Here is a 19,968-nt window from a genome sequence, read left to right on the forward strand (position 1 = left end):
GGACGTGGCCACCGGGTCACGGCTCGATATCTTCTCTGAAATGATGGCATCAGCCTTGAGCGCTGTCTTCTGCCGCTTCAGGATGCTCGCGCAACCATAATTGGTGGTAGAAGATGCGGATGAAGGCGTCGTTATCTAGATTGAGACCCAGAGTCAAACGCAAGGCCACGCGTCGCCGCGGCTTATAGTGGCCGCAGATAATGCGGTTTAAGAGGGAGCGGTCAATCCCATAGCGTTGGGCCCGTTCCTTCTGGCTACCGTAATCTGCCTCAATCAATTGAATCAAGAAGCCAGCATCATAATCCTCATCGCTGTTAGCACGATAGTCTGCCATTGTAATCCCTCCTTTCTGACTTGTATTACCTTTAAGAAAAGGTTTACAACTACATCATATTCCCATCTTCACGAATTTTCAAGATGATTTTAATTATTTCTGGTAAAATCACACAACTTGTTAACTTTTGTTAACTGACTTTAGCCTGGGACCGGTACTAAGCGGCATTATTTATAGACACAAAAAAAGACAGGAAGCTAAACTTCCCGTCTCTCTTGCATTTCTTAGTACCAGCCGTTGGCTTCCCAGAAGACTTTGGCTGCTTCCCAAGAACCGTAACGGTTCTTAACGTATTCGTCAGCCACGCGTTCTTGGTTCTCGATGGAGTAGTCACCGTTCAAGTACTCAGCAGTTAATTGGTAACGGCCGATGTAACGACCTGATGGGTTGACTGCGTTGTAGTCACCACCGGATTCCTTCTGCGCAATCCATTCTTTGGCTGCGGATTGGATCCCTTGGTAGCCTGAGCTTGAAGAGGTGCTTGTTGTTTCTTCGGTCTTGCTTTCTTCAGCAGCTGGGGCAGCTTGCTCAGAAGATTCCTCGACTGCTGGTGCAGCTGGCGTCGCTGGCGCTTCTTCAACTGGCGCTGGGCTTTCAGCTACAGGAGCTGTAGATTCCGCAACAGGACTTGAGCTTTCTTCAACCGAAACTGGCGCGTTGACTTCGCTAGCAGCTTGGACTTGAGACTCAGAAGATTGGCTTGCTTGCTCTTGGGCGCTAGCAGGCTCAGCAACTGGTTGAGCTTGTGCTTGCGCTGCAGCTGCGGCCTGTGCTTCTTGGAAAGCAGCGGCAGAAGCCGTTGGCGCTTGAAGAACTTGAGTGACTGGTGACAAGTCAACTGGTTGTTGGCTTGCTTCAGATAAAACTTCTTGTGGAACAGCTTCAGCGGCCACTTGTTGGTGGGTATCCGCTTGAACGGTTTCCACGTTACCTTGACGGTCGTCTAAGGTTACGGTGTTAGCGCTTGGGTTATAGTAGATAACAGACCCTGCAATAATCAAGTCTGGGTTGGCAATGCCGTTGAGACCGACTAAAGATTCTGTTGGCACATCTAAGGCCTGAGAAATGGTCCATAAGGTGTCGCCCCACTGTACCACATAGTATTGGGAGTTGGTTACAGAGTTGCGGACATGTTCAACCGTCCGTTGAACCCAGCCGGTTACAGACGCATCAGAATAATCTACGGCTAAGGCAGTTGCTTGTTGTGCTGCAAAACCTAACACGGTTAAGGCAGTCACCACTTTAAGTGTCTTCTTCATATAGATATCTCCTTTTATACATCGCACACGCCCTCGGGCGCAGACGTTAAATTCTTTGAGTGGGCAGGCGCTGGACTTGCGTGAGCTTCTGGAAGCTAGGCTTGCTGAAGCTTTTGAAAGCTTGGCTTGAACTCCTGAAAGTCGGGCTTGCACTCCGGAAAGCCGGAAAGCCTGAAAGCCGGACTTGCTGACCTAGACCTATTAAGCTAGGAAAAGCCGCCAAACTTGGCGCGGCCAGTGACCCTCCACCTCGTGTCACATACTTATCATACCCTAATTAGACGCCCCTGTGGGGAAAATGCCCCAGATGTTAATCAGCTTTAAAGGATCCCGCCCCAAGCTGACGCAAGTTTGTTATCTAGGGCGGGGATTGTAACCTGGCTGTAACTTTTTTTGGTGTGGGGCTGGGGGCATTTGGGTTGCTGCCTTGTTCCTAGGGAGCCAGTGGTCCACTCGAAAGAGTGGTCCACTGGCTCGCGGCTTTTCGGGCTTTTGACCTAGTTTCCGCACTTTTCCCAGGAGCTAGTGGTCCACTCTCAAAAGTGGACCACTGGCTCACAGCTTTTCGAGGCTTTTGGCCTTGTTTCGGCACTTTCCCCAGGAGCTAGTGGTCCACTCTGTCGAGTGGACCACTGGCTCGCGGCTTATCGGCAACTTTGCCTTAGTTTCCGCCTCTCTCCTAGCATTTTGAGCCGGCGGCCTGGCCTTTCCCTAGCTTCTCATCAACTTTTTATCTCGAGCTTTCGTGCAAAAAGCCCCCTTTTCGGGTATTTATATATGAAGTAACATTTTCACACCGAAAGGAGAATGTGTCATGCGACCACCTACTTGGGATCTCTACTTTTATCAGCTGCTTAGTCAGCGTTTTGAACTGAATGATTCGGACCAACGAAGGCTGGCCCGTCTGCGAAAAGGTTACGAGGGGGAGTGTCGGCTGGACGCCAGTATCCAGGCGGCTGGCTTGAGCTCGATTTATCTGCAGGATGTCTGGCTGCCTAGCCGAGAGGGGCCAGCGACTCGGGGCAGCCAGTTGGATGGGGTCTTGGTCTTGCCGGATTGCTTGTTGCTACTGGAGGCCAAGCACTACTCGGGATCCTTCCGCTACCAAGGCAAAAAAAGTTTGTTAAATGATCGCCCTTACCACCACAATTTAGTCAACCAACTTGAAAATCATATTGAGGACTTGCGTCAATTTATCGAAAGTTCCCACCTGCCACCCATTCCTATCCGGGCCCTGCTAATTTTCACAGACGAGCAACTCGCCCTAGAGGGGACGCCGGGGCATTTTCTGACCTACGCCCAGTGGCTTGCCTTGCTCGGACAACTTGCTAGTAGGCCGCCCCTCTCCAGCCAGTCCGTCTACCTCAGGGTGCTAACCCCCTGGCAATTCCAAAACCAGCACCGGCCGCGTCAGCTGGCAGCGATCGAAGAGCAGTTACTGCGGCGGGGTCTGCTTTGTGCAAAATGTGGCTGGGGGCCGCTAGAACTTTCGCGTTATAAGTGCAACTGCCCGGCCTGTGCTTACAGTGAAAACAAGTCACCTTGCTACTTGCGGACTCTCTATGAGTTTGCCCTCTTGCATCCTGACCAGCCCATCACAAGGCGGGCGGTGCTGGATTTTCTGGGAGAGGACGCCAATCCCAAGCTTGTGTCCAAGCTGCTGGCCCATTATGCTCAGCAGCAGGCCCAGGCTCACGGCGCCAACGTGCCCTATGCCATCGCCCAGCCCCATCTCAAGCTGCATGAGCTGCTAGAAAATCCGGACCAGCCCGTGCAGATTCATTAGTCCGCAGGGAAAGGGAGCTAGTGGCCTACGGGCTGGCGACGTTTCGGGGCTTTTGACTGGTTGCTGCCTTGTTCCGGGGAGCTAGTGGTCCACTCTCTAAAGTGGACCACTGGTTCGCGGCTTTTCGGGCTTTTGACCCGGTTGCTGCCCTTTTCCGGGGAGCTAGTGGTCCACTCTCTAAAGTGGACCACTGACTCGTGGGTTTTCGGACTTTTGACCTTGTTTCTGCCCTTTTCCCAGGAGCTAGTGGTCCACTCTCCAGAGTGGACCACTGGCTCACGACTTTTCGGGCTTTTGTCCCTGTTTCTGGCCTTTTCCGGGGAGCTAGTGGTCCACTTTCTAAAGTGGACCACTGGCTCGTGCCTTATCCTAGCTTTTGTCCCATTTTCTGCCCTCTCTTCCCAGCTTCTGCCCTAATTTCCGCCCTTCTCCTGGAAGCTCGCGGCCTGTCCTAGCTTCTGCCTCAAATCCCCTTTCACGCCACACAAAAAGCCCGCACCGTAGTGCGGGCTTTTCCCTATTACTCAGTCACGTAAACCGGACGTAGGTTAATGGTACGGCCGAATGGCATGACTTCGAAGTTTTTCACGCGGGATTTGAGTAGGTAAGAAGTGGCAGATTGATAGATTGGCGCAGCGACTGCGTCTTGCTTAATGCCGATGGTTTCGGCTTGGATTAAGGCTTGGCGACGCTTAGCTGGATCGTTAGCGTATTCGTTGCGGGCTTGCTCCACTAGTTTGTCGTATTCTGCATTGGAATATTTCGCGAAGTTAATACCGCCGCCAGTCTTGTACTGCTCGATAAAGTTGAGGGCATCTTGATAGTCTGGCGCCCAAGTTCCGTAGAAGATGTCAAAGTCAGATTGACGTTGGAACTCTAGACGGTTCTTGAGGGGCACGCTGGAAATAGTCAGCTTGAGACCAGGCAAGTTGGCTTCTAATTGAGCCTGCAAGAACTCAGCGGTCCGCTTGGACAAGCCCACGTCAGAGGTCAGCAGTTGCAATTCAATGGTGTCCTTGCCTAGGGCAGCTTTGGCCTTAGCCCAGTCAGCTTGGGCTGCTTCCAAGTTATACTCTAACATTGGGCCAGCCGCTGTTTGGTAGTCCACGCCTGCCTCGTTGACGTCGAAGTTCTTAGGCACTTGGTTGTTGAGGACCTGGGAGCCGTCTTGGATGACGGAGTCCGCATAAACTTGCTTGTCGAAAGCTTGGGCGATGGCGCGACGTAAGTCGGCATTAGCGGTCGCTTCCCGTTGGGTGTTGAAGCTGAGGTAACCGATGGTGGCTTTAGAAGCCGTATGGAAATCGTCAGCCCCAGTGTATTCTTGGACAAATTGGTCAGTCAAAGTAGTGTAGTCCAACTGGCCAGCATCGAAGAGGTCGGCACCAGTAGAGTTTTCTTTGATGACTTGAACTTGGACATCCTTAAGGTAAACGTTGGCCGCATCCCAGTAGTTGTCGTTCTTGACCAATTTCCACTCCAGGTTGGTCCCGTTCCAGTCTTGGATGGTGAAAGGACCGTTGGTGACAACATTGTCAGCGCTAGTCCCGTACTTGTCGGCCTTGGCGCTGTGAACTGCCTTGCTGACAGGCATGTAGCGGCTACCGGACAAGAGTTTTGGCAGGTATGGCGCTGGGTATTCCAAGGTCACTTCAAGGGTCTTGTCGTCTAAGGCTTTGACCCCTAATTCGGAGATTTCTTTCTCACCTTTGCGGACTGCGGCTGCGTTCTTGAAGACGTCAACCGATTGGACGCTGGCACCGGACTTAGGATCGGCCAGACGTTGGTAGCTATACTCGAAGTCGGCCGCCGTCACCGGGCTGCCGTCGCTCCATTTGAGGCCGTCGCGCAAGGTAAAGGTGTAGGTCAAGCCGTCGTCAGAAACTTTTACTGATTCAGCTTGGCCGAACTCCACTTCGGTCCCGTTCTTAACCCGGTAAAGACCTTCGAAGACCTGACCGATCATGTCGGAACTTGGCACGTCATTGTAGAGGGCGCTGTCCAAAGTAGCCAGCTCCCCTTGGGTTGCGATGCTGAGCTTTTGCTCTACAGAGGCGTCAACGCCAGCTGGTTGGGCAAAGCTTGTCACAGGGCCAGCCACAAAGCTAGCCAATAAAGTCGCCACAAGGGCGGAACGTTTCAATGCTTTTAATTTCATTAAAGAACCTCCTGTCGGGTTTTCATTCTAATCATCATGAGAATATTCTAGCCCTTTTGCCGCCAATAGTCAATCATTTAGTTTCTATGACGGGTTATAGGGGTCAGCTATAGAGGAAAGGAGTTGGGTGTGGTGGCTGGTTGTGGGCTTCTGACTAGGTTGCTGCCCTCTCACAGGGAGCTAGTGGTCCACTCGCCAGAGTGGTCCACTGGCTCGCGGCTTTTCCAGGCTTTTGACTCAGTTTCAGCCCCTTCCCTGGGAGCTAGTGGTCCACTCTCTAAAGTGGGCCACTGGCTCGCGCCTTTTCCGGGCTTTTGACCCTGTTGCGGCCTCTTCCTAGGGAGCTAGTGGTCCACTCTCCAAAGTGGACCACTGGCTCGCACCTTTTCCTAGCTTCAGGCCTAGTTTCGCCCACGCCACACAAAAGCCCGGGCTAGGCCCGGGCGGTCACAATTCCTAAAATTGCTTGAAGCGGTCTTGGCGTTGGGCCAGACGCTCTTGGGCCGTTTTTTGGCCTAGTTTCTTAAATTCGCGCTTGATCAAGTGGCTGAGGCGCTCTAAGAGGACGTCATTTTCCACGGGCTTGGAGTTGTAGGTCTCGGGCACGATGCGGTCGATAACCTTCAAGTCCAAGAGTTCAGTCGCCGTCAATTTCATCATGTCGGCGGCCTTGCCGGCTTGTTTGGCGTCTTTCCATAAGATGGAAGCGAAGCCTTCAGGCGACAAGATGGAGTAAATAGCGTTCTCCAGCATCCAGACTTGGTCGGCTAGGGCCAGGGCAATGGCACCACCGCTGCCGCCCTCGCCTAGGATAATAGCAATAGTCGGTACGGTCAGTTCACTCATGAGCAGCAAGGAAGAGGCAATGGCTTCCCCGATCCCATTTTCCTCGGACTCTGGCGAACAGAAGGCGCCGGCCGTGTTAATCAGGGTCAGGATAGGCCGGCCAAATTTCTCGGCCTGCTTCATCAGGCGTTGGGCCTTACGGTAGCCAGCAGGACTGGCTGAACCGAAGTTGCGCTTGATGTTTTCCTTGGTGGTCTTGCCCTTTTGAATGCCGATGATGGTCATAGGCTGGTCGTCCACCATGCCCACACCACCCATAATGGCTGCGTCATCGCCCATAATGCGGTCGCCGTGGCACTCGATGAAGTCGTCGCCACAGAGGGCCCCAATCACATCCGAGGTGGAGATACGCTTAATGTCGCGGGCTTTTTGGACAATTTGATAAGCCTTCATTCAGCCTTCCCTCCCTCGTGAATGGTCAAGAGTTGCGCCAGCATCCGCTTTTGGCGGTCGCGGGGCACAATTTGGTCGATAAAGCCATAGCCTAGGACGGTCTCAGCCGCCTGGAAATCATCAGGCAAAGGCTTGCGCAGGGTCTGCTCGATGACCCGTTTGCCGGCAAAGCCGACGGTGGCATCGGGTTCAGCCAAGATCATATCGCCCTGCATGGCGAAGCTGGCCGTGACCCCACCGGTCGTCGGATGGGTCAAAACGGCACAGTAGAAGCCGCCGGCCGCCGAATGACGGGCTACGGCTTGGCTGACCTTGGCCATTTGCATGAGGGACAGGATGCCTTCCTGCATGCGGGCCCCACCAGAAGCGATATAGAGGACCACTGGCAGGCCTTGGGCCGTCGCCAGGTCAAAGAGTTGAACCAGCTTCTCACCTACGGCCGTCCCCATGGAAGCCATGACGAAGCGGCTATCCATGACGCCTAGGGCCAAGGCATGGCCGTCCAGGCGGGCTGTCCCGGTCACGATGGCCTCCTTAAGGCCGGTCGCTTCCTGCAGCTTGGCTAATTTTTCAGAATACTTAGGAAAACCTAGGGGATTGTCATTCCAGAGATCAGCGTTGATTTCTTGGAAGCTGCCCTCATCCACTAGCCAGTCAATCCGTTCCATAGCCGGAAATGGCAAATGGTGGTGGCAGTGCATGCAGCAGTAGTCCTCAGGTTTCTGCTTGGTGAAGTAGACCTTGTGGCACTTAGGACAGCGGGCCATCAAATCATCTGGGATTTGGGCGACCTTATCCGAATATTTTGCTACGGCGTCCGCATTCAGTTGAATGGTTTTATTACGACGAAATAATGCCATTTACTAGGCCTCCTCTGTTGCTTCAGCCTCTTTCTGGAAGTCCAGCCAGGCTGGCATGAAGCTTTCTTCTAACCACTTGGTGTGGTAATCATCCGCTTGGATGTGGGAATCCGCCACCATGGCTTCTAGCAGTTCCACGTTGGTGACCAGTCCATCCACGGCCACTTCATAGAGGGCCCGTTCCATGAGTCGGAAGGCCGCCTCACGATTAGGTTGGTGGACAATGATTTTAGCAATCATGGAATCATAGAAAGGTGGCAAGGTGTATTGAGGATAGATTCCAGACTCCACCCGCAAGCCCATACCGCCAGACGGTAGGACTAGCTGCTTGATATGGCCAGCAGCCGGACGGAATTGGTGGAGCGGATCTTCCGCATTCAAACGGCACTCAATGGCAAACCCTGACAAGACGATGTCCTCTTGTTTATAAGAGAGGGGTTGCCCCATAGCGATTTTAATCTGTTCTTGGACGATGTCGACCCCTGTAATCATCTCGGTCACCGGATGTTCCACTTGCAGACGGGTGTTCATTTCCATGAAGTAGAACTCGCCATTGTCAGCCAAGAGGAACTCGATGGTCCCGGCATTGGTGTAGCCAATGGCTGAAGCGGCCTTAACGGCTGCCCCACAAATGGCCTGACGAGTGGCCTCATCTAGGCAGACAGCGGGCGCGAACTCAATAACCTTCTGGTTATTACGTTGCAGGGAGCAGTCCCGTTCACCCAGGTGGATGACATGGCCATGTTCGTCGCCCAAGAGTTGGACTTCGATATGGCGGGCTGGGTAGATGATTTTCTCGATATAGAGATCTTGGTTACCATAGACCGACTGGGTTTCGTTCTGGGCTTGGAGGAAGAGGGCTTCAAAATCCTTAGGATCTTCCACCCGGCGCATGCCCTTACCGCCCCCACCGTCGGCTGCCTTGATAATCAAGGGGAAGCCAATCTTTTGGGCGATGGCATGGGCTTCTTCTAAGCTATGCACCAAGCCGTCGGAACCTGGCGTGATGGGCACGCCGGCTGCCTTCATGGTGTTGCGGGCATTTTGCTTGTTCCCCATGGCTTCGATAATGTGGCTCTTAGGGCCAATGAACTTGATATTGACCTCTTCACAGAGGGCAACGAAATCGCTACGCTCGGATAAGAAGCCGTAGCCTGGGTGGATGGCGTCAGCCCCCGTCACCATGGCAGCGGACAGAATGGCCACTGGGTTGGCGTAGGAGTCTAAGCCCTTGGCAGGCCCGATACAGATGGCTTCATCCGCTAATTGGGTATGAAGGGCCTCACGGTCTGCCTCGCTATAGACCGCCACCGACGTAATATTCATTTCGCGCAGGGCCCGAATGATTCGGACTGCAATCTCACCACGGTTGGCGACTAACACTTTTTTAAACATATTATTTTGCTCCGATAATGAAGGTCATTTCTGCTTCCGCAACTTTCTTGTCGCCAACGAAGGCTTGGCCGTAACCAATCCCTGCGTTCTTACGCAATTTGACGATGTCTACTTGGAGACGAAGCACGTCACCAGGTACTACCTTTTGACGGAATTTTACCTTGTTCAAGCCACCTAGGTAAGCGGTCTTGCCTTGGAAACCTTCCATTTGCAAGAGTGGGATAGAACCGGCTTGAGCTAAAGCTTCGCAGATGAAGACACCTGGTAAAACAGGCTCGCCTGGGAAGTGACCTTGGAAGACTTGTTCATTGATGGTCACGTTCTTACGGCAGACGATTTTTTCACCTGGAATCAACTCATCCACAGCGTCGATGAAGAAGATTGGGTAACGGTTAGGGATAATATCCATTACTTGTTGAGCAGTTAATAAAGTCATGTTTATTCCTCTTTTCTTTGGGGGTGATGTTTCAATCAGATTAGCTAATGCGGAAGAGGGCTTGGCCGTATTCCACGATGTTTTCATTTTCAACTAAGATGGCAGAGACCACGCCGTCTTGAGGGGCCACAATCTCATTCATGAGCTTCATGGCTTCAATCAAGCAGAGGACTTGGCCCTTCTTGACGCTGTCGCCTACTTGCACGTAAGGATCCGCATCTGGGTTAGCTTGCAGGTAGACTACCCCTACCATAGGGGCTGGCACCTCCTTACCAGCGGCTTCTGGCGCTGGCGCAGGAGCAGCAGGCGCTTCTACCACTTCAGGAGCCGCCACAGGGGCTGGGGCCGCCAGGCTAGCTGGGGCTGTTAGGGCAGCAGATTCAGTCACATCGGTCACCACGACTGGGGCTGGCGCTGCCACTTGTGGCACTTCCTTAGCCAAGAGCAGACGCTCATTGTCATTGGTGAATTCGAAGTAGGCCAGGCTAGACTGGTCGAGTTTGTCGATTAATTTGACGAGTTCTTCATATTGCATGCTTACTTACCATCCCATCGTTTGAAGGCGAGGACCGCATTGTGACCGCCAAAGCCCAGGGAGTTAGACAGGGCAACTTGGATGTCTTGTTGGCGTCCATGGCCTGGGACATAGTCCAGGTCACAGCCTTCTTCTGGATTTTCTAGACCGAGGGTCGCAGGTACGAACCCTTCTTCCAAGGCCTTAACGCAGACAATGGCTTCTACCCCACCGGCACCACCTAAGAGGTGACCGAAGTGGCCCTTAGAGCTGGATACAGCTAGCTTGTAAGCCGCATCGCCCAAAGCATACTTGATGGCTTGGGTTTCGCCCTTGTCATTGGTTGGGGTGCTGGTCCCGTGGGCATTGATGTAGTCCACGTCTTCAGCGCTGAGCCCGGCCATAGCCAAGGCTTGCTTGATACATTCACCGGCGCCAGACCCGTCTGGGGTTGGAGCGGTCATGTGGTAGGCGTCTGAGTTCGCCCCGTAACCCACCAATTCAGCATAGATGTGGGCGCCACGAGCTTGGGCAGACTCCAGGGATTCTAGGAAGAGGACACCGGCCCCTTCACCCATAACGAAGCCATCGCGGTCCTTGTCAAAAGGACGGGAAGCAGTGGCTGGATCTTGGTTGGTGGACAAGGCTGTCAAGGCTGCGAAGCCACCAATCCCGATTTCACAGATGGTAGCTTCTGCCCCACCTGCCAAGCAGGCATCTAAGAGGCCTGTCTTGATCTTGAGGAAGGCTTCCCCGATAGAGTTAGTAGCAGAGGCACAGGCTGTCACGATGTCCAAGCTTGGGCCCTTGATGCCTAACTTCATGGAAATATTACCAGAGGCCATGTTCCCGATGGTCAGTGGCACGAAGAGTGGCGGAATACGTTTAGCGCCCTTTTCAATCATCTTACGGATGCCTTTTTCGATTTCGATTAAGCCCCCGATCCCAGAGCTGACTAAGACCCCTACCCGGTGGGCATTGTCTTCAATCTGGTAGCCTGAGTCTTTGACTGCTTCCACCGATGCCACCACGGCATATTGGGAGAAGAAGTCCATCCGTTGGGTTTCCCGACGGTCTAAGACTGGGCTTGGGTCGAAGTCTTTGACTTCAGCGGCCACAGAGACGCTAGAGCCACTGTGATCGAATTTAGTGATAGGCGCGATACCGCCCTTGTCATGGCGCATGCTGTCCCAGAATGCGGCGACATTGTTACCAATTGGGGAGACAGTCCCCAAACCTGTTACGACAACTCGTTGCATAATTACCTCCTGTAGTGCGGGTCTAGGAATCAGACCTTAGATGTGCAAGCCACCGTTGACTTCGATGACTTGGCCTGTGATGTAGTCATTGTCGATTAAGAAGTCGACTGTTTTAGCGATATGTTCCACTTGGCCAAAGCGTTTGAGTGGGATTTGGCCTAACATGGCTTCCTTAACGCGATCAGATAATTGATCGGTCATATCCGTTTCGATAAAGCCTGGGGCGATAGCGTTGACGGTGATGCCACGGCTAGCCACTTCGCGGGCTAGGGACTTGGTCAAACCAATCATACCAGCCTTAGAGGCAGCATAGTTGACCTGGCCAGCATTCCCCATAACCCCAACAACGGAAGTCATGTTGATAATGCGGCCCCCCTTTTGTTTCAAGAGACGTGGGGTCAAATGACGGCACATGTTGAAGCAACCATTCAAGTTGGTTTGGATCACCGCGTTGAAGTCTTCTTCGCTCATGCGCATAACCAAACCGTCGCGGGTAATACCGGCGTTGTTGACCAATACATCCACTTGGACGCCTTGGTCATAGAGGTCGTCCACTAATTGCTTAGCCACGTCAAATTGACTGATGTCGCCAGTCGCTTGTAAGACTGGTTGCTCATAGCCTTCAAATTGGGCTAAGACTTCAGGGGCAATAGGACTACGGCTGTTTAAGATGACACGGTGGCCTTTAGCCGCTAAGTGGTGGGCAATGGCTAGGCCAATCCCGCGGGAGCTGCCCGTAATCAAACAGGTTAAGGTCATTTATTCTTCCTCCGTTAAAAAGTTTTTGAGGGCGTCGAGGTCTTCGACTTTGTCCAGGACTTGTACCTTGAGGGGCTGGCCTTCGCGTTTGAGCAGGCCAGCTAAGGTATTGCCGGGACCGATTTGAACTAGGTGAGTCACACCTTCTTCAACCAATTTATCAATGGTTTGCTTCCAGTAAACTGGCTCAACAAGATGTCGAACAAGTACGTGGGAGAGGCTTTCAGGCTGATGAAGGTCTAGCGTGGTGTTGCTGATGACAGGCACGTCCCCTTGCTTAAAGGTCACTTTTTCCAAGGCTTGGGCCATGGCTTCTTGGGCATTGGCCATCAAGGGACTATGGAAAGGTCCTTCGACTTTGAGGGGGATGACTTTCTTGTAGCCGGCAGCTTTGGCGATTTCCTTGAAGCGCTCAACGGCCGCAATGGTCCCAGCCACGATGATTTGGGCTGAAGAGTTGATATTGGCAATGTAGAGCGGCTCTTGATCGGCCACTTGGGCTACCAAAGCTTGACATTCTTCATAAGGCACACCCATGACCGCCGCCATTTGGCATGGACTGTCGCTGGCTAGGGCTTCGCATTGTCTGGACATGAGTTCGCCACGTTCCTGCAATAAGGCAAAGGCATTGGCTTGGTCTAGGGCACCACTGGCAACCAGGGCGGAATATTCACCTAGGCTCAATCCGGCCATATAGCTTACAGGAGGTAACAAGTCTTGGATGCTACGGTAGATAGCTAGGCTGGTCGACGTAATGGCGACTTGGGCATAGCGGGTCTGGCCGAAGCGTTCAGGTTCTTGTTGGATCCATTCTCTTAAGGGCCAACCGGTCACCGCTTCTGCCTGCTCATAGACAGCGCTGGCTTGGGGAAATTGACGGTCGAAGTCCATTCCCATGCCCGCATAGTGGGCACCTTGGCCATTAAAGATAAGTGCTAGTTTCATACACTGACTCCTATCCTCAGTTATCGTTCGTTTTGTTTGCGTTCATAATATAAAAGGCCCGAAGGCCAGAGCTCACTCCTAAGAGGGATAAAGTCAGAGCAAGCTCTTTGGTTCGCCTACTGGCCAGCTAGGGGGTGCCGGCTAGCAGGAAAGGAAATATCAATTATTGATTGACCATGTCAAGTTTGGCTTGAATGGTCTGACGGCATTCTGCCAAGTATTCTTGGATGATGTCGTGACAGGATTGTTCCTTAGAGACCAAACCAGCAATCTGGCCGGCCATGAGGGAACCTGTCTTAACGTCACCTTCGACTACCGCACGGCGGAGGGCGCCTTTACCGATTTTGTTCAATCGTTCAAAGTCTGGCTCTGCCTTGCTGGTTTCTTCTTTTTCCGCTTGGAGGTATTCGGTGGTTAAGGCGTTACGCAAGACCCGTACTGGGTGGCCGGTAATTTGGCCGGTCACGACGGTTTCGATGTCTTTGGCCTTAATGATGGCTTGCTTGAAGTTGTCATGAGCGTTGGACTCATGCGCTACGACAAAGCGAGTCCCCACTTGAACCGCGGAAGCCCCCAACATGAAGGCTGCTGCCATGGCACGGCCGTCCCCAATCCCGCCGGCAGCGATGACTGGGATATTAACGGCATCCACCACTTGTGGGACCAAGGCCATGGTGGTCAGTTTGCCGATGTGGCCCCCTGCTTCCATGCCTTCGACAACCACTGCTTTGGCGCCGATGCGTTCCATACGTTTGGCCAAGGCCACAGACGCTACTACTGGAATCAGGCTAATGCCCGCTTCTTCGAAGCGCTGCATGTACTTACTTGGGTTACCTGCACCAGTGGTAATGATTTTGACGCCAGATGCGATTAAGTAGTCTACCACTTCTTCCACATGTGGGTTCAATAACATTACATTGACAGCGAAAGGTTTGTCGGTTTTGGCAAACATTGCCTCTACCTTAGCGCGAACTGTGTCCACGTTGTCGTGACCAGTCCCGATAACCCCTAAGCCGCCTGCATTTGATACCGCGCTTGCTAAATCAGCGTCTGCTACCCAAGCCATTGCGCCTTGAACAATTGGATATTCAATGTTTAATAACTCCGTAATAGCTGTTTTCATACCTTCAGTCCTAACTTTAAGAAAAATAGATTATAAAGAGTCGATGTAGTTTACTAAGTCTTGAACAGTCTTCAAGTTTTGGTCAGTGTCGATGGTGATGTCTAATTCATCTTCGATTTCGCTGATGATTTGGAATACGTCTAAGCTGTCAGCTTTCAAGTCGTTTTCGAAGTCAGTGGTTAATTGTACTTCTGCTTCGTCGATCCCTAATTGGTTTGCAATAATCGCTTGTACTTTTTCAAATGTCATAATAATGATCCTCCATTAAATAAATAATATTTTTTGATTTTTAGATGGAAAGGTGTAGGTGACCCCAGGCTAAGCCAGCACCGAAGCCACTTAGGATAATGGACTGCGTTCCATCCAGTCGCAATCGTCCGTCACGAACCAGTTGGTCTAGGAGAATTGGGATAGAGCCTGCTGAGGTATTGGCCGCTTGGGCAATATTGGCAGGTACCTTGTCTTCTTCTAGGGACAACTTGTCCGCAATCAGATTTAACAAGCGTTGGTTCGCTTGGTGACAAATCAAATAGTCAATATCAAAATCATTCTGCTCAATAAAGTTTGCCAGGGTTTTGATGACGGTTCGTTTGACGAAATTGAAGACGTCACGCCCTTGCATTTGCATAGCCCATTGACCATCGGACGCTTCATGGACCTCAATGGCCGCGCCCCCTGTTCCTTGGGCAAAGAGTTGACTGGCATAGCCGCTGAGTTCTTGACCATCATGTTGAATCAGGACAGCCCCCGCCCCATCACCGAACAAGACGGCAGTGGTACGGTCTGTCAGATCCACAATCTGACTCATTTTCTCAGCACCGATGACTAGGGTGTAACCTTGGGTCTGGCTAGCTGCCAGGCGGTTGGCTACTTCCATCGCCATTACAAAACCAGAACAGGCGCCGTTGAGGTCAAAGCCCCAAGCCCCTTCGGCCCCAATCATGGCTTGCACTTGGCAGGCAATAGATGGGGTCGCAGCCTTAGCCGACATGGTTGCGACGACAATATGACGAATTTGGCTGACAATGTCAGGGGATAAATTCTTCAATAATTGCTTGGCCGCCTCACTCGCCATCATCGCGACGGTTTCGTGCTCAGCTGCGAAGTAACGTTGGTGAATTCCTGTTCGTTGGACAATCCACTCGTCACTGGATTCTAGTTGATAAGCATTGATTAATTGGTCGTTGGACCAGGCTTGTCCAGGTAAATAAGCACCTGTTGCAATAATACGACTCATCTTACTCTCCTAATCGTTGTTTAGCGTTATCCAAGAAACGATGTAAATTACGCAGGCCCTTAACTAGAGTGGCCGCCTCTTCAGGCTCCATGCCGTTTAGGGTCTCGGCTACCATGTTCAAGTGGAACTTACGGTGCATCCGATAGAGTAATTTACCCCGCTTGGTTAGCTTGAGTAGCACCACCCGGCGATCGCTGGGTGAGGACACACGCTCAACATAGCCTTTTTTTACTAAGTTTTGGATGGACACTGACAGGGTCCCCATGGTGATGGCAATTTTCTTAGCCACCTCCGAAGAGCTCAAGTTGCCGCCCAAACCAATGGCTTCAATCGTATGCATTTCCTTGATTGATAAATCCGAAAACTCACTCATCTTGAGCGAAGTTTCTTCAATTAACAGAATTTCATTAAAGATAGAGACCAAAAATTCGTTCATTTCAAAAATGGTCGAATGGTCCACTCACTATCACCCCTTTAACTTATTTTGAATATCAAACTATTTGATAATCAAAGTTTATCGAAAGTCTGCTCATCTGTCAACACATGTGCTAGACCCTGACAGGCTTTATGGGGCCCTATCCTTGATAAATCAAGCATGGTCGCGTTTGCAGGATTTTTTATCATCTTCTTGTTGACTTAGAGACAGAAAGTGACTGAAAAGCCCTTACCTTGAGTCTGGGCCGGTCTTAAGAGCTTGTGACTTGCAGCTAGCAATCGAAACCTGGGGAAATCGACGTTTTGCCGTGAGCTAGTGGTCCACTAGCTCCTCTGATTTTGCCGGAAACCTGGGGGATTCGCCGGTTTGACGTGAGCCAGTGGCCCACTTTCCAGAGTGGTCCACTGGCTCCTCTGATTTTGCCGGAAACCAGGGGTATTCGCCGGTTTTGACTGAGCTAGTGGTCCACTTTCTCGAGTGGACCACTGGCTCCTTTGTTTTTGCCGGAAACCTGGGGATATCGCCGGTTTGCCGTGAGCTAGTGGCCCACTTTCTCGAGTGGACCACTGGCTCCATACAAAAAAGCCAGCAAGACTGGCTTGCTGGCTAGCTATAAGGCTTGAGAACTTATTGGGGCAGGCGCTCCCACTTGGCCTTGACTAGGTCGCCCTGCTGGCTGTAGTGGACGCCCATGCTGGTGTCACCCTGCTCAGGCGCCGTCCCACTAATGGCGGCCAGGACCTGACCCGAAGATAGGTCCACTAGGTACCATTGCTGGCTGGATTTGTCTTGCCCGATTAGGGCCGGTTTCTGGGTCCCCTGATCATTAAAGGCATTGACCTGGCGCATGTCCTGGTAGTCCTTGAAGTCAATGAGCTTGTCCTTGGCCCGTAGGTGGAGGGCATAGCCGGACTGGGTCTGATAGAGGGTGGCAGACCGGGTCAGCGACCAAGCCTGCTTAATGCCTGTCAGGCGCTCTTCTTCCCCAATCCAGAGGGTCTGATTGCCCTCTGGCCCTTCAAGGCGACCACTCTCCCCCATTTGATCTAGGCCGGACAAGTCCAGACTAAAACTCGGAATGGAAATAGGGTCATAGCTAATGACGGCCAACTTGCCGACGTCGACCGCTGGCTTGCGTGGCGGAATAGGATGGCTAGGGCCTGAACCGGTAAAGCGTCCCAAGATCGCTGCCAGTAAAAAGGCAAGCCCCGCTAAGACCAAGCGCCACATAGGCCAATAAGGCAGGCGGAAGCCCTGCTTGCTCTTCCTAAGCAAATGAATCAGGCCATATTGCTGGGCCAGTTGCTTGACCCGCTTGCGCTTGCGACGATTCTGGGTCAGGACTAGGCGGGTCAGAGCCCGGTCTAATTCTTCTTTCTGGCCATGCTGGCTAATTTGCGCCATGAGGGCTTGGTTGGTCAGCAGTTCTTCTAGGTCCTGGTCATCCAGGAAGCCTCTGAGCGGGGCCAAAAGCTGCTGAATGTCAACTTGATAGTCCAGGTTGAAGTCCATGGACGGCTGGTAGTCCGCAGGCTCTGGGTCCTGCTCCAGCTCCTCCTGGCGGAAAAGGTCCTGCTCGGAGTCTTCCAATTCAGAGAAAATGGGGTCGTCAGCCTCCAACTCGTCCAAGTCCCCCAAAGAACTATCGGACTGGCTGTCATCCCAGTTGAGGTCGCCCGATTGGCGGCGCTCTTCTGCCTGGTCCTGCCAGTTGAGGCTGCCTGACTGGCGACCTTCCTCAGGTTGGTCCTGCCAGCTAAGACTACCCGACTGGCGACCTTCCTCAGCTTGGTCCCGCCAGCTAAAGCTGCCCGACTGGCGACTGTCCTCAGGCTGGTCCTGCCAGCTTAAATGACCGTCGCTGACTGGCTCCTGGTCTTGCGGTGCTGACCAGGACAGGGTCTGGCTGCTACTACTGTCCTCAGGCGCTTGATTGGCATCCGACCAATCTAAGCTGCTTTCAGAGCTAGGCTCTGTTTGCTTAGGTGCTTGCCATTGGGACTTGGTCTGGCCACTTGGGCCGGCCGACTGGCCAGGCTTTTGGTCGGTTGACTGGCTAGGCTTTTGGTCGGCCGACTGGGCTGGCCCCTGATCTGACGGCTTGGCCTTAGACTGCTCGCTGGCATGAGCGGGCTGGCGACCGGCTTTGCTCGTGGCGCTTGGGCCATTGCTTGCTGACTGGTCGCCTAAGAAATCCGCCCCCGCCCCTCTGCTTTCTTGGGCAGCTAAGTCGGTCGCCCGCTTGAGCGCCTCTTGATAGGCTGCCTGTAGGGCCTGGAATTCTTCCGGATGGTCCTCTGGGTGGTAGAGCTTAACTTGTTGTGCGTAGGCCCGCTTAATGGCCTTCTTATCCGCAGTTGGCCCGCTTAGCCCTAAGACTTGCCAGGGCGTCTTAGCCATGGGCATCCTCCCCTTCCTCAGTTTCACTATCCTCATTGAGGAATTCCATGACGGTCCGGTCTAGTTCGGCTTCTAGCTCTTGGTCCCAATCCGAATCTTGGTCCCAGTCAGACTCCACATCCCGGAAGATATCGCCCATGCCGGCATCCAAGCCCCACTCTAGGTGGTCTAGGTAGTCATTGGTTGAATCCAGCAACTGCCGCTTCTTGAGCAGGTTGTTCTGATAACGGGCAAAGAGGCGGGAGAAGCGCATCAGAGTCAGTTGTAAGGCTTGCTGTTGGTCCAGATTCAACTCTTGGTAGAGACGCAGGGCCCGTTCAAAGAGGGCATCCCGCTCTGGCTGGCTAGCCAATTGTAGAGCCAGCTCCTTGATTTCCTTATGGGCCGTGTCAGTGGCATCTACCGCTACCAGGCTCTTGTTAGGGCCCAGCTTGTAGGTCTTAACTTCGTCGGTGGCCACGGTCTTGATTTCCACATAGAGAATGGAGTTGATGTCATAGGAATAGGTGACCGCGAAGGACTGATCGTCAACATTGCTAGGCACCGGCAACTGAACCGAGCCCAGGAAGAGATTATCCTTGGCATACATGGCTTCCCCCTGGTAGACCTTGAAGCGAATGGTTGGTTGATCCTTACGGACTGGCGAATAAATCTGGGTCTTGCTACTTGGCAGAACAGAGTTGCGCGCAATTAGGACGTCGGACAAATCCTTGTCCTCATCCACATAGTTGTGCACCGAAGTAGACAGGGAGAAAGGACAAATGTCGGTCACCACCAAGTCCTTGACCTCCTGGGCCCGGGTCTTGATACCGATATACTGACCTAAACCAAGGGCCACTAACTCGTCCATCTTCTGACCGCTAACGACTGGCAGGTTAAGTAGGCGCTTGAGGTAGTCATTGACCACCGGCATGTAGGAAGAACCCCCAACCAAGATCAGGCGATCTAGTTCGCCCGCGCCAAACTTACTTTCCACAATGGCCTTGCGGATGACTTCCCGCATGCGTTTGAAGAGGGGCTGGCTGATTTCAGCCAATAATTCATTGGTAATCTTGTATTCGTGGGACTTGCCTTCCAGTTGGACCTGCATATTGACTGACTCAAATTCAGACAATTGCTTCTTGACCCGCTCCGCCGCCAAGAGCAGAGAGTTGCGGGTCCGGCGATTGAGGGCTTCAAAGTTAGTCCCAGCCTTGCGGCAAACATATTGGGCAATCAATCGGTCGAAGTCGCTACCGCCTAGGTGGTTATCCCCGGCAATAGCCGCAATGGAGATAACATTTTCGAAGCAGTCCACCACGGACACGTCCAGGGTCCCGCCCCCAAAGTCGAAGACCACGAAGGTCTCGAATTCATCTGCCTCGTGACAGGCAATGGCTGCTGCAGACGGCTCATTAATAAGACGTTCTACCTTGAGACCTAGCAATTCGCCCGCCTTCTTAGTGGCTTGGCGTTGCTCCGCGTTGAAGTAAGCCGGCACACTAATAACCAGCTCAGTCACCGTCTGACCTAAAAAGGCCTCGGCGTCTGCCACCAACTGTTTGAGGACGCAGGCTGACAATTCTTCCGGCTGGAAGGCCCGTTTGGACAGGGTAATTTGGCGGTTGGCCCCCATATGGAGCTTGAAGAGTTGGGCGGTGTCTTGGGGATGGGTCACTAATTTCTCCCGTGCAATCTTACCCACTTGGATTTCCGACCCGTCGTAGTAGACCACGCTAGGGGTCAGATATTCCCCAAAACTATTGGGAATCATGCGAACTTGTCCGTCACTATAGGCCACCGCCAAGCTGTTGGTGGTACCTAAGTCAATACCGATAACTGTCATAAT

At 52.6% G+C, this 19,968-nt stretch carries 18 protein-coding genes; 1 reads left to right on the forward strand and 17 read right to left on the reverse strand.

The window, feature by feature from the left end; genetic code table 11:
* Positions 1–49: 49 nt before the first annotated feature.
* On the reverse strand, positions 50–334 hold the full coding sequence (locus Q0339_RS02520) for a helix-turn-helix transcriptional regulator (protein ID WP_298077212.1): 285 nt from the start codon (positions 332–334) through the stop codon (positions 50–52).
* A gap of 224 nt (positions 335–558) precedes the next feature.
* The gene (locus tag Q0339_RS02525) at positions 559–1,593 is read right to left on the reverse strand and encodes a LysM peptidoglycan-binding domain-containing protein (RefSeq protein WP_298077214.1); all 1,035 of its coding nucleotides are present in this window, start codon (positions 1,591–1,593) and stop codon (positions 559–561) included.
* A gap of 814 nt (positions 1,594–2,407) precedes the next feature.
* On the opposite strand from Q0339_RS02525, the gene Q0339_RS02530 reads away from it, so the two are divergent.
* On the forward strand, positions 2,408–3,379 hold the full coding sequence (locus Q0339_RS02530; RefSeq protein ID WP_298077216.1) for an NERD domain-containing protein: 972 nt from the start codon (positions 2,408–2,410) through the stop codon (positions 3,377–3,379).
* A gap of 520 nt (positions 3,380–3,899) precedes the next feature.
* Here Q0339_RS02530 and Q0339_RS02535 read toward each other — a convergent pair.
* The 15 genes from Q0339_RS02535 to Q0339_RS02605 form a co-directional block, all read right to left on the reverse strand.
* Positions 3,900–5,537, reverse strand: a complete 1,638-nt coding sequence (locus Q0339_RS02535) for a peptide ABC transporter substrate-binding protein (RefSeq protein WP_298077217.1) — start codon at positions 5,535–5,537, stop codon at positions 3,900–3,902.
* A 456-nt stretch (positions 5,538–5,993) separates the two neighbouring features.
* A complete protein-coding gene (accA, locus tag Q0339_RS02540) occupies positions 5,994–6,776 on the reverse strand; it encodes a carboxyltransferase subunit alpha (RefSeq protein ID WP_298077218.1) in 783 nt (260 codons plus the stop codon).
* Positions 6,773–7,636 (reverse strand): acetyl-CoA carboxylase, carboxyltransferase subunit beta, encoded by an 864-nt coding sequence (accD, locus tag Q0339_RS02545; RefSeq protein ID WP_298077219.1) that lies wholly within the window; start codon positions 7,634–7,636, stop codon positions 6,773–6,775. Before accD ends, accA begins: the two co-directional genes overlap by 4 nt.
* A gap of 3 nt (positions 7,637–7,639) precedes the next feature.
* Positions 7,640–9,031: an acetyl-CoA carboxylase biotin carboxylase subunit gene (accC, locus tag Q0339_RS02550; RefSeq protein ID WP_298077220.1), complete on the reverse strand. Its 1,392-nt coding sequence runs from the start codon at positions 9,029–9,031 to the stop codon at positions 7,640–7,642.
* 1 nt (position 9,032) lies between these two features.
* On the reverse strand, positions 9,033–9,467 hold the full coding sequence (gene fabZ, locus Q0339_RS02555; protein ID WP_070755848.1) for a 3-hydroxyacyl-ACP dehydratase FabZ: 435 nt from the start codon (positions 9,465–9,467) through the stop codon (positions 9,033–9,035).
* Positions 9,468–9,507: 40 nt separating this feature from the next.
* Positions 9,508–10,002: an acetyl-CoA carboxylase biotin carboxyl carrier protein gene (accB, locus tag Q0339_RS02560; protein ID WP_298077222.1), complete on the reverse strand. Its 495-nt coding sequence runs from the start codon at positions 10,000–10,002 to the stop codon at positions 9,508–9,510.
* A 2-nt stretch (positions 10,003–10,004) separates the two neighbouring features.
* Entirely contained in the window at positions 10,005–11,240 is a 1,236-nt protein-coding gene (gene fabF, locus Q0339_RS02565) for a beta-ketoacyl-ACP synthase II (protein ID WP_291454436.1), read from the reverse strand.
* Between the two features lie 36 nt (positions 11,241–11,276).
* Positions 11,277–11,999, reverse strand: a complete 723-nt coding sequence (gene fabG, locus Q0339_RS02570; RefSeq protein WP_291427509.1) for a 3-oxoacyl-[acyl-carrier-protein] reductase — start codon at positions 11,997–11,999, stop codon at positions 11,277–11,279.
* Positions 12,000–12,944, reverse strand: a complete 945-nt coding sequence (locus Q0339_RS02575; protein WP_298077226.1) for an ACP S-malonyltransferase — start codon at positions 12,942–12,944, stop codon at positions 12,000–12,002.
* A gap of 163 nt (positions 12,945–13,107) precedes the next feature.
* Complete coding sequence (gene fabK, locus Q0339_RS02580; protein WP_298077227.1) at positions 13,108–14,067, reverse strand: enoyl-[acyl-carrier-protein] reductase FabK; 960 nt, start codon at positions 14,065–14,067, stop codon at positions 13,108–13,110.
* A gap of 30 nt (positions 14,068–14,097) precedes the next feature.
* Positions 14,098–14,316 (reverse strand): acyl carrier protein, encoded by a 219-nt coding sequence (locus tag Q0339_RS02585; RefSeq protein WP_023391761.1) that lies wholly within the window; start codon positions 14,314–14,316, stop codon positions 14,098–14,100.
* A 40-nt stretch (positions 14,317–14,356) separates the two neighbouring features.
* A complete protein-coding gene (locus Q0339_RS02590) occupies positions 14,357–15,304 on the reverse strand; it encodes a beta-ketoacyl-ACP synthase 3 (protein WP_023391760.1) in 948 nt (315 codons plus the stop codon).
* 1 nt (position 15,305) lies between these two features.
* On the reverse strand, positions 15,306–15,740 hold the full coding sequence (locus tag Q0339_RS02595; RefSeq protein ID WP_291431598.1) for a MarR family transcriptional regulator: 435 nt from the start codon (positions 15,738–15,740) through the stop codon (positions 15,306–15,308).
* 627 nt (positions 15,741–16,367) lie between these two features.
* Positions 16,368–18,140 carry a hypothetical protein gene (locus tag Q0339_RS02600; RefSeq protein ID WP_298077230.1) on the reverse strand — a complete coding sequence of 591 codons (1,773 nt, stop codon included), beginning with the start codon at positions 18,138–18,140 and terminating at the stop codon, positions 16,368–16,370.
* Positions 18,133–19,965, reverse strand: a complete 1,833-nt coding sequence (locus Q0339_RS02605; RefSeq protein ID WP_298077232.1) for a molecular chaperone HscC — start codon at positions 19,963–19,965, stop codon at positions 18,133–18,135. Before Q0339_RS02605 ends, Q0339_RS02600 begins: the two co-directional genes overlap by 8 nt.
* Positions 19,966–19,968: the final 3 nt, after the last annotated feature.

The organism is uncultured Abiotrophia sp. (assembly GCF_938010525.1).
Taxonomy (GTDB): domain Bacteria; phylum Bacillota; class Bacilli; order Lactobacillales; family Aerococcaceae; genus Abiotrophia.

Coding starts and splice junctions, on each gene's coding strand:
- Q0339_RS02530 (WP_298077216.1), top strand. CDS start 2,408: ATGCGACCACCTACTTGGGATCTCTACTTTTATCAGCTGCTTAGTCAG.
- Q0339_RS02535 (WP_298077217.1), bottom strand. CDS start 5,537: ATGAAATTAAAAGCATTGAAACGTTCCGCCCTTGTGGCGACTTTATTG.
- Q0339_RS02520 (WP_298077212.1), bottom strand. CDS start 334: ATGGCAGACTATCGTGCTAACAGCGATGAGGATTATGATGCTGGCTTC.
- fabK (WP_298077227.1), bottom strand. CDS start 14,067: ATGAAAACAGCTATTACGGAGTTATTAAACATTGAATATCCAATTGTT.
- Q0339_RS02585 (WP_023391761.1), bottom strand. CDS start 14,316: ATGACATTTGAAAAAGTACAAGCGATTATTGCAAACCAATTAGGGATC.
- Q0339_RS02595 (WP_291431598.1), bottom strand. CDS start 15,740: ATGAACGAATTTTTGGTCTCTATCTTTAATGAAATTCTGTTAATTGAA.
- Q0339_RS02590 (WP_023391760.1), bottom strand. CDS start 15,304: ATGAGTCGTATTATTGCAACAGGTGCTTATTTACCTGGACAAGCCTGG.
- accD (WP_298077219.1), bottom strand. CDS start 7,636: ATGGCATTATTTCGTCGTAATAAAACCATTCAACTGAATGCGGACGCC.
- fabF (WP_291454436.1), bottom strand. CDS start 11,240: ATGCAACGAGTTGTCGTAACAGGTTTGGGGACTGTCTCCCCAATTGGT.
- accB (WP_298077222.1), bottom strand. CDS start 10,002: ATGCAATATGAAGAACTCGTCAAATTAATCGACAAACTCGACCAGTCT.
- fabZ (WP_070755848.1), bottom strand. CDS start 9,467: ATGACTTTATTAACTGCTCAACAAGTAATGGATATTATCCCTAACCGT.
- accA (WP_298077218.1), bottom strand. CDS start 6,776: ATGAAGGCTTATCAAATTGTCCAAAAAGCCCGCGACATTAAGCGTATC.
- Q0339_RS02575 (WP_298077226.1), bottom strand. CDS start 12,944: ATGAAACTAGCACTTATCTTTAATGGCCAAGGTGCCCACTATGCGGGC.
- Q0339_RS02605 (WP_298077232.1), bottom strand. CDS start 19,965: ATGACAGTTATCGGTATTGACTTAGGTACCACCAACAGCTTGGCGGTG.
- Q0339_RS02525 (WP_298077214.1), bottom strand. CDS start 1,593: ATGAAGAAGACACTTAAAGTGGTGACTGCCTTAACCGTGTTAGGTTTT.
- accC (WP_298077220.1), bottom strand. CDS start 9,031: ATGTTTAAAAAAGTGTTAGTCGCCAACCGTGGTGAGATTGCAGTCCGA.
- fabG (WP_291427509.1), bottom strand. CDS start 11,999: ATGACCTTAACCTGTTTGATTACGGGCAGCTCCCGCGGGATTGGCCTA.
- Q0339_RS02600 (WP_298077230.1), bottom strand. CDS start 18,140: ATGGCTAAGACGCCCTGGCAAGTCTTAGGGCTAAGCGGGCCAACTGCG.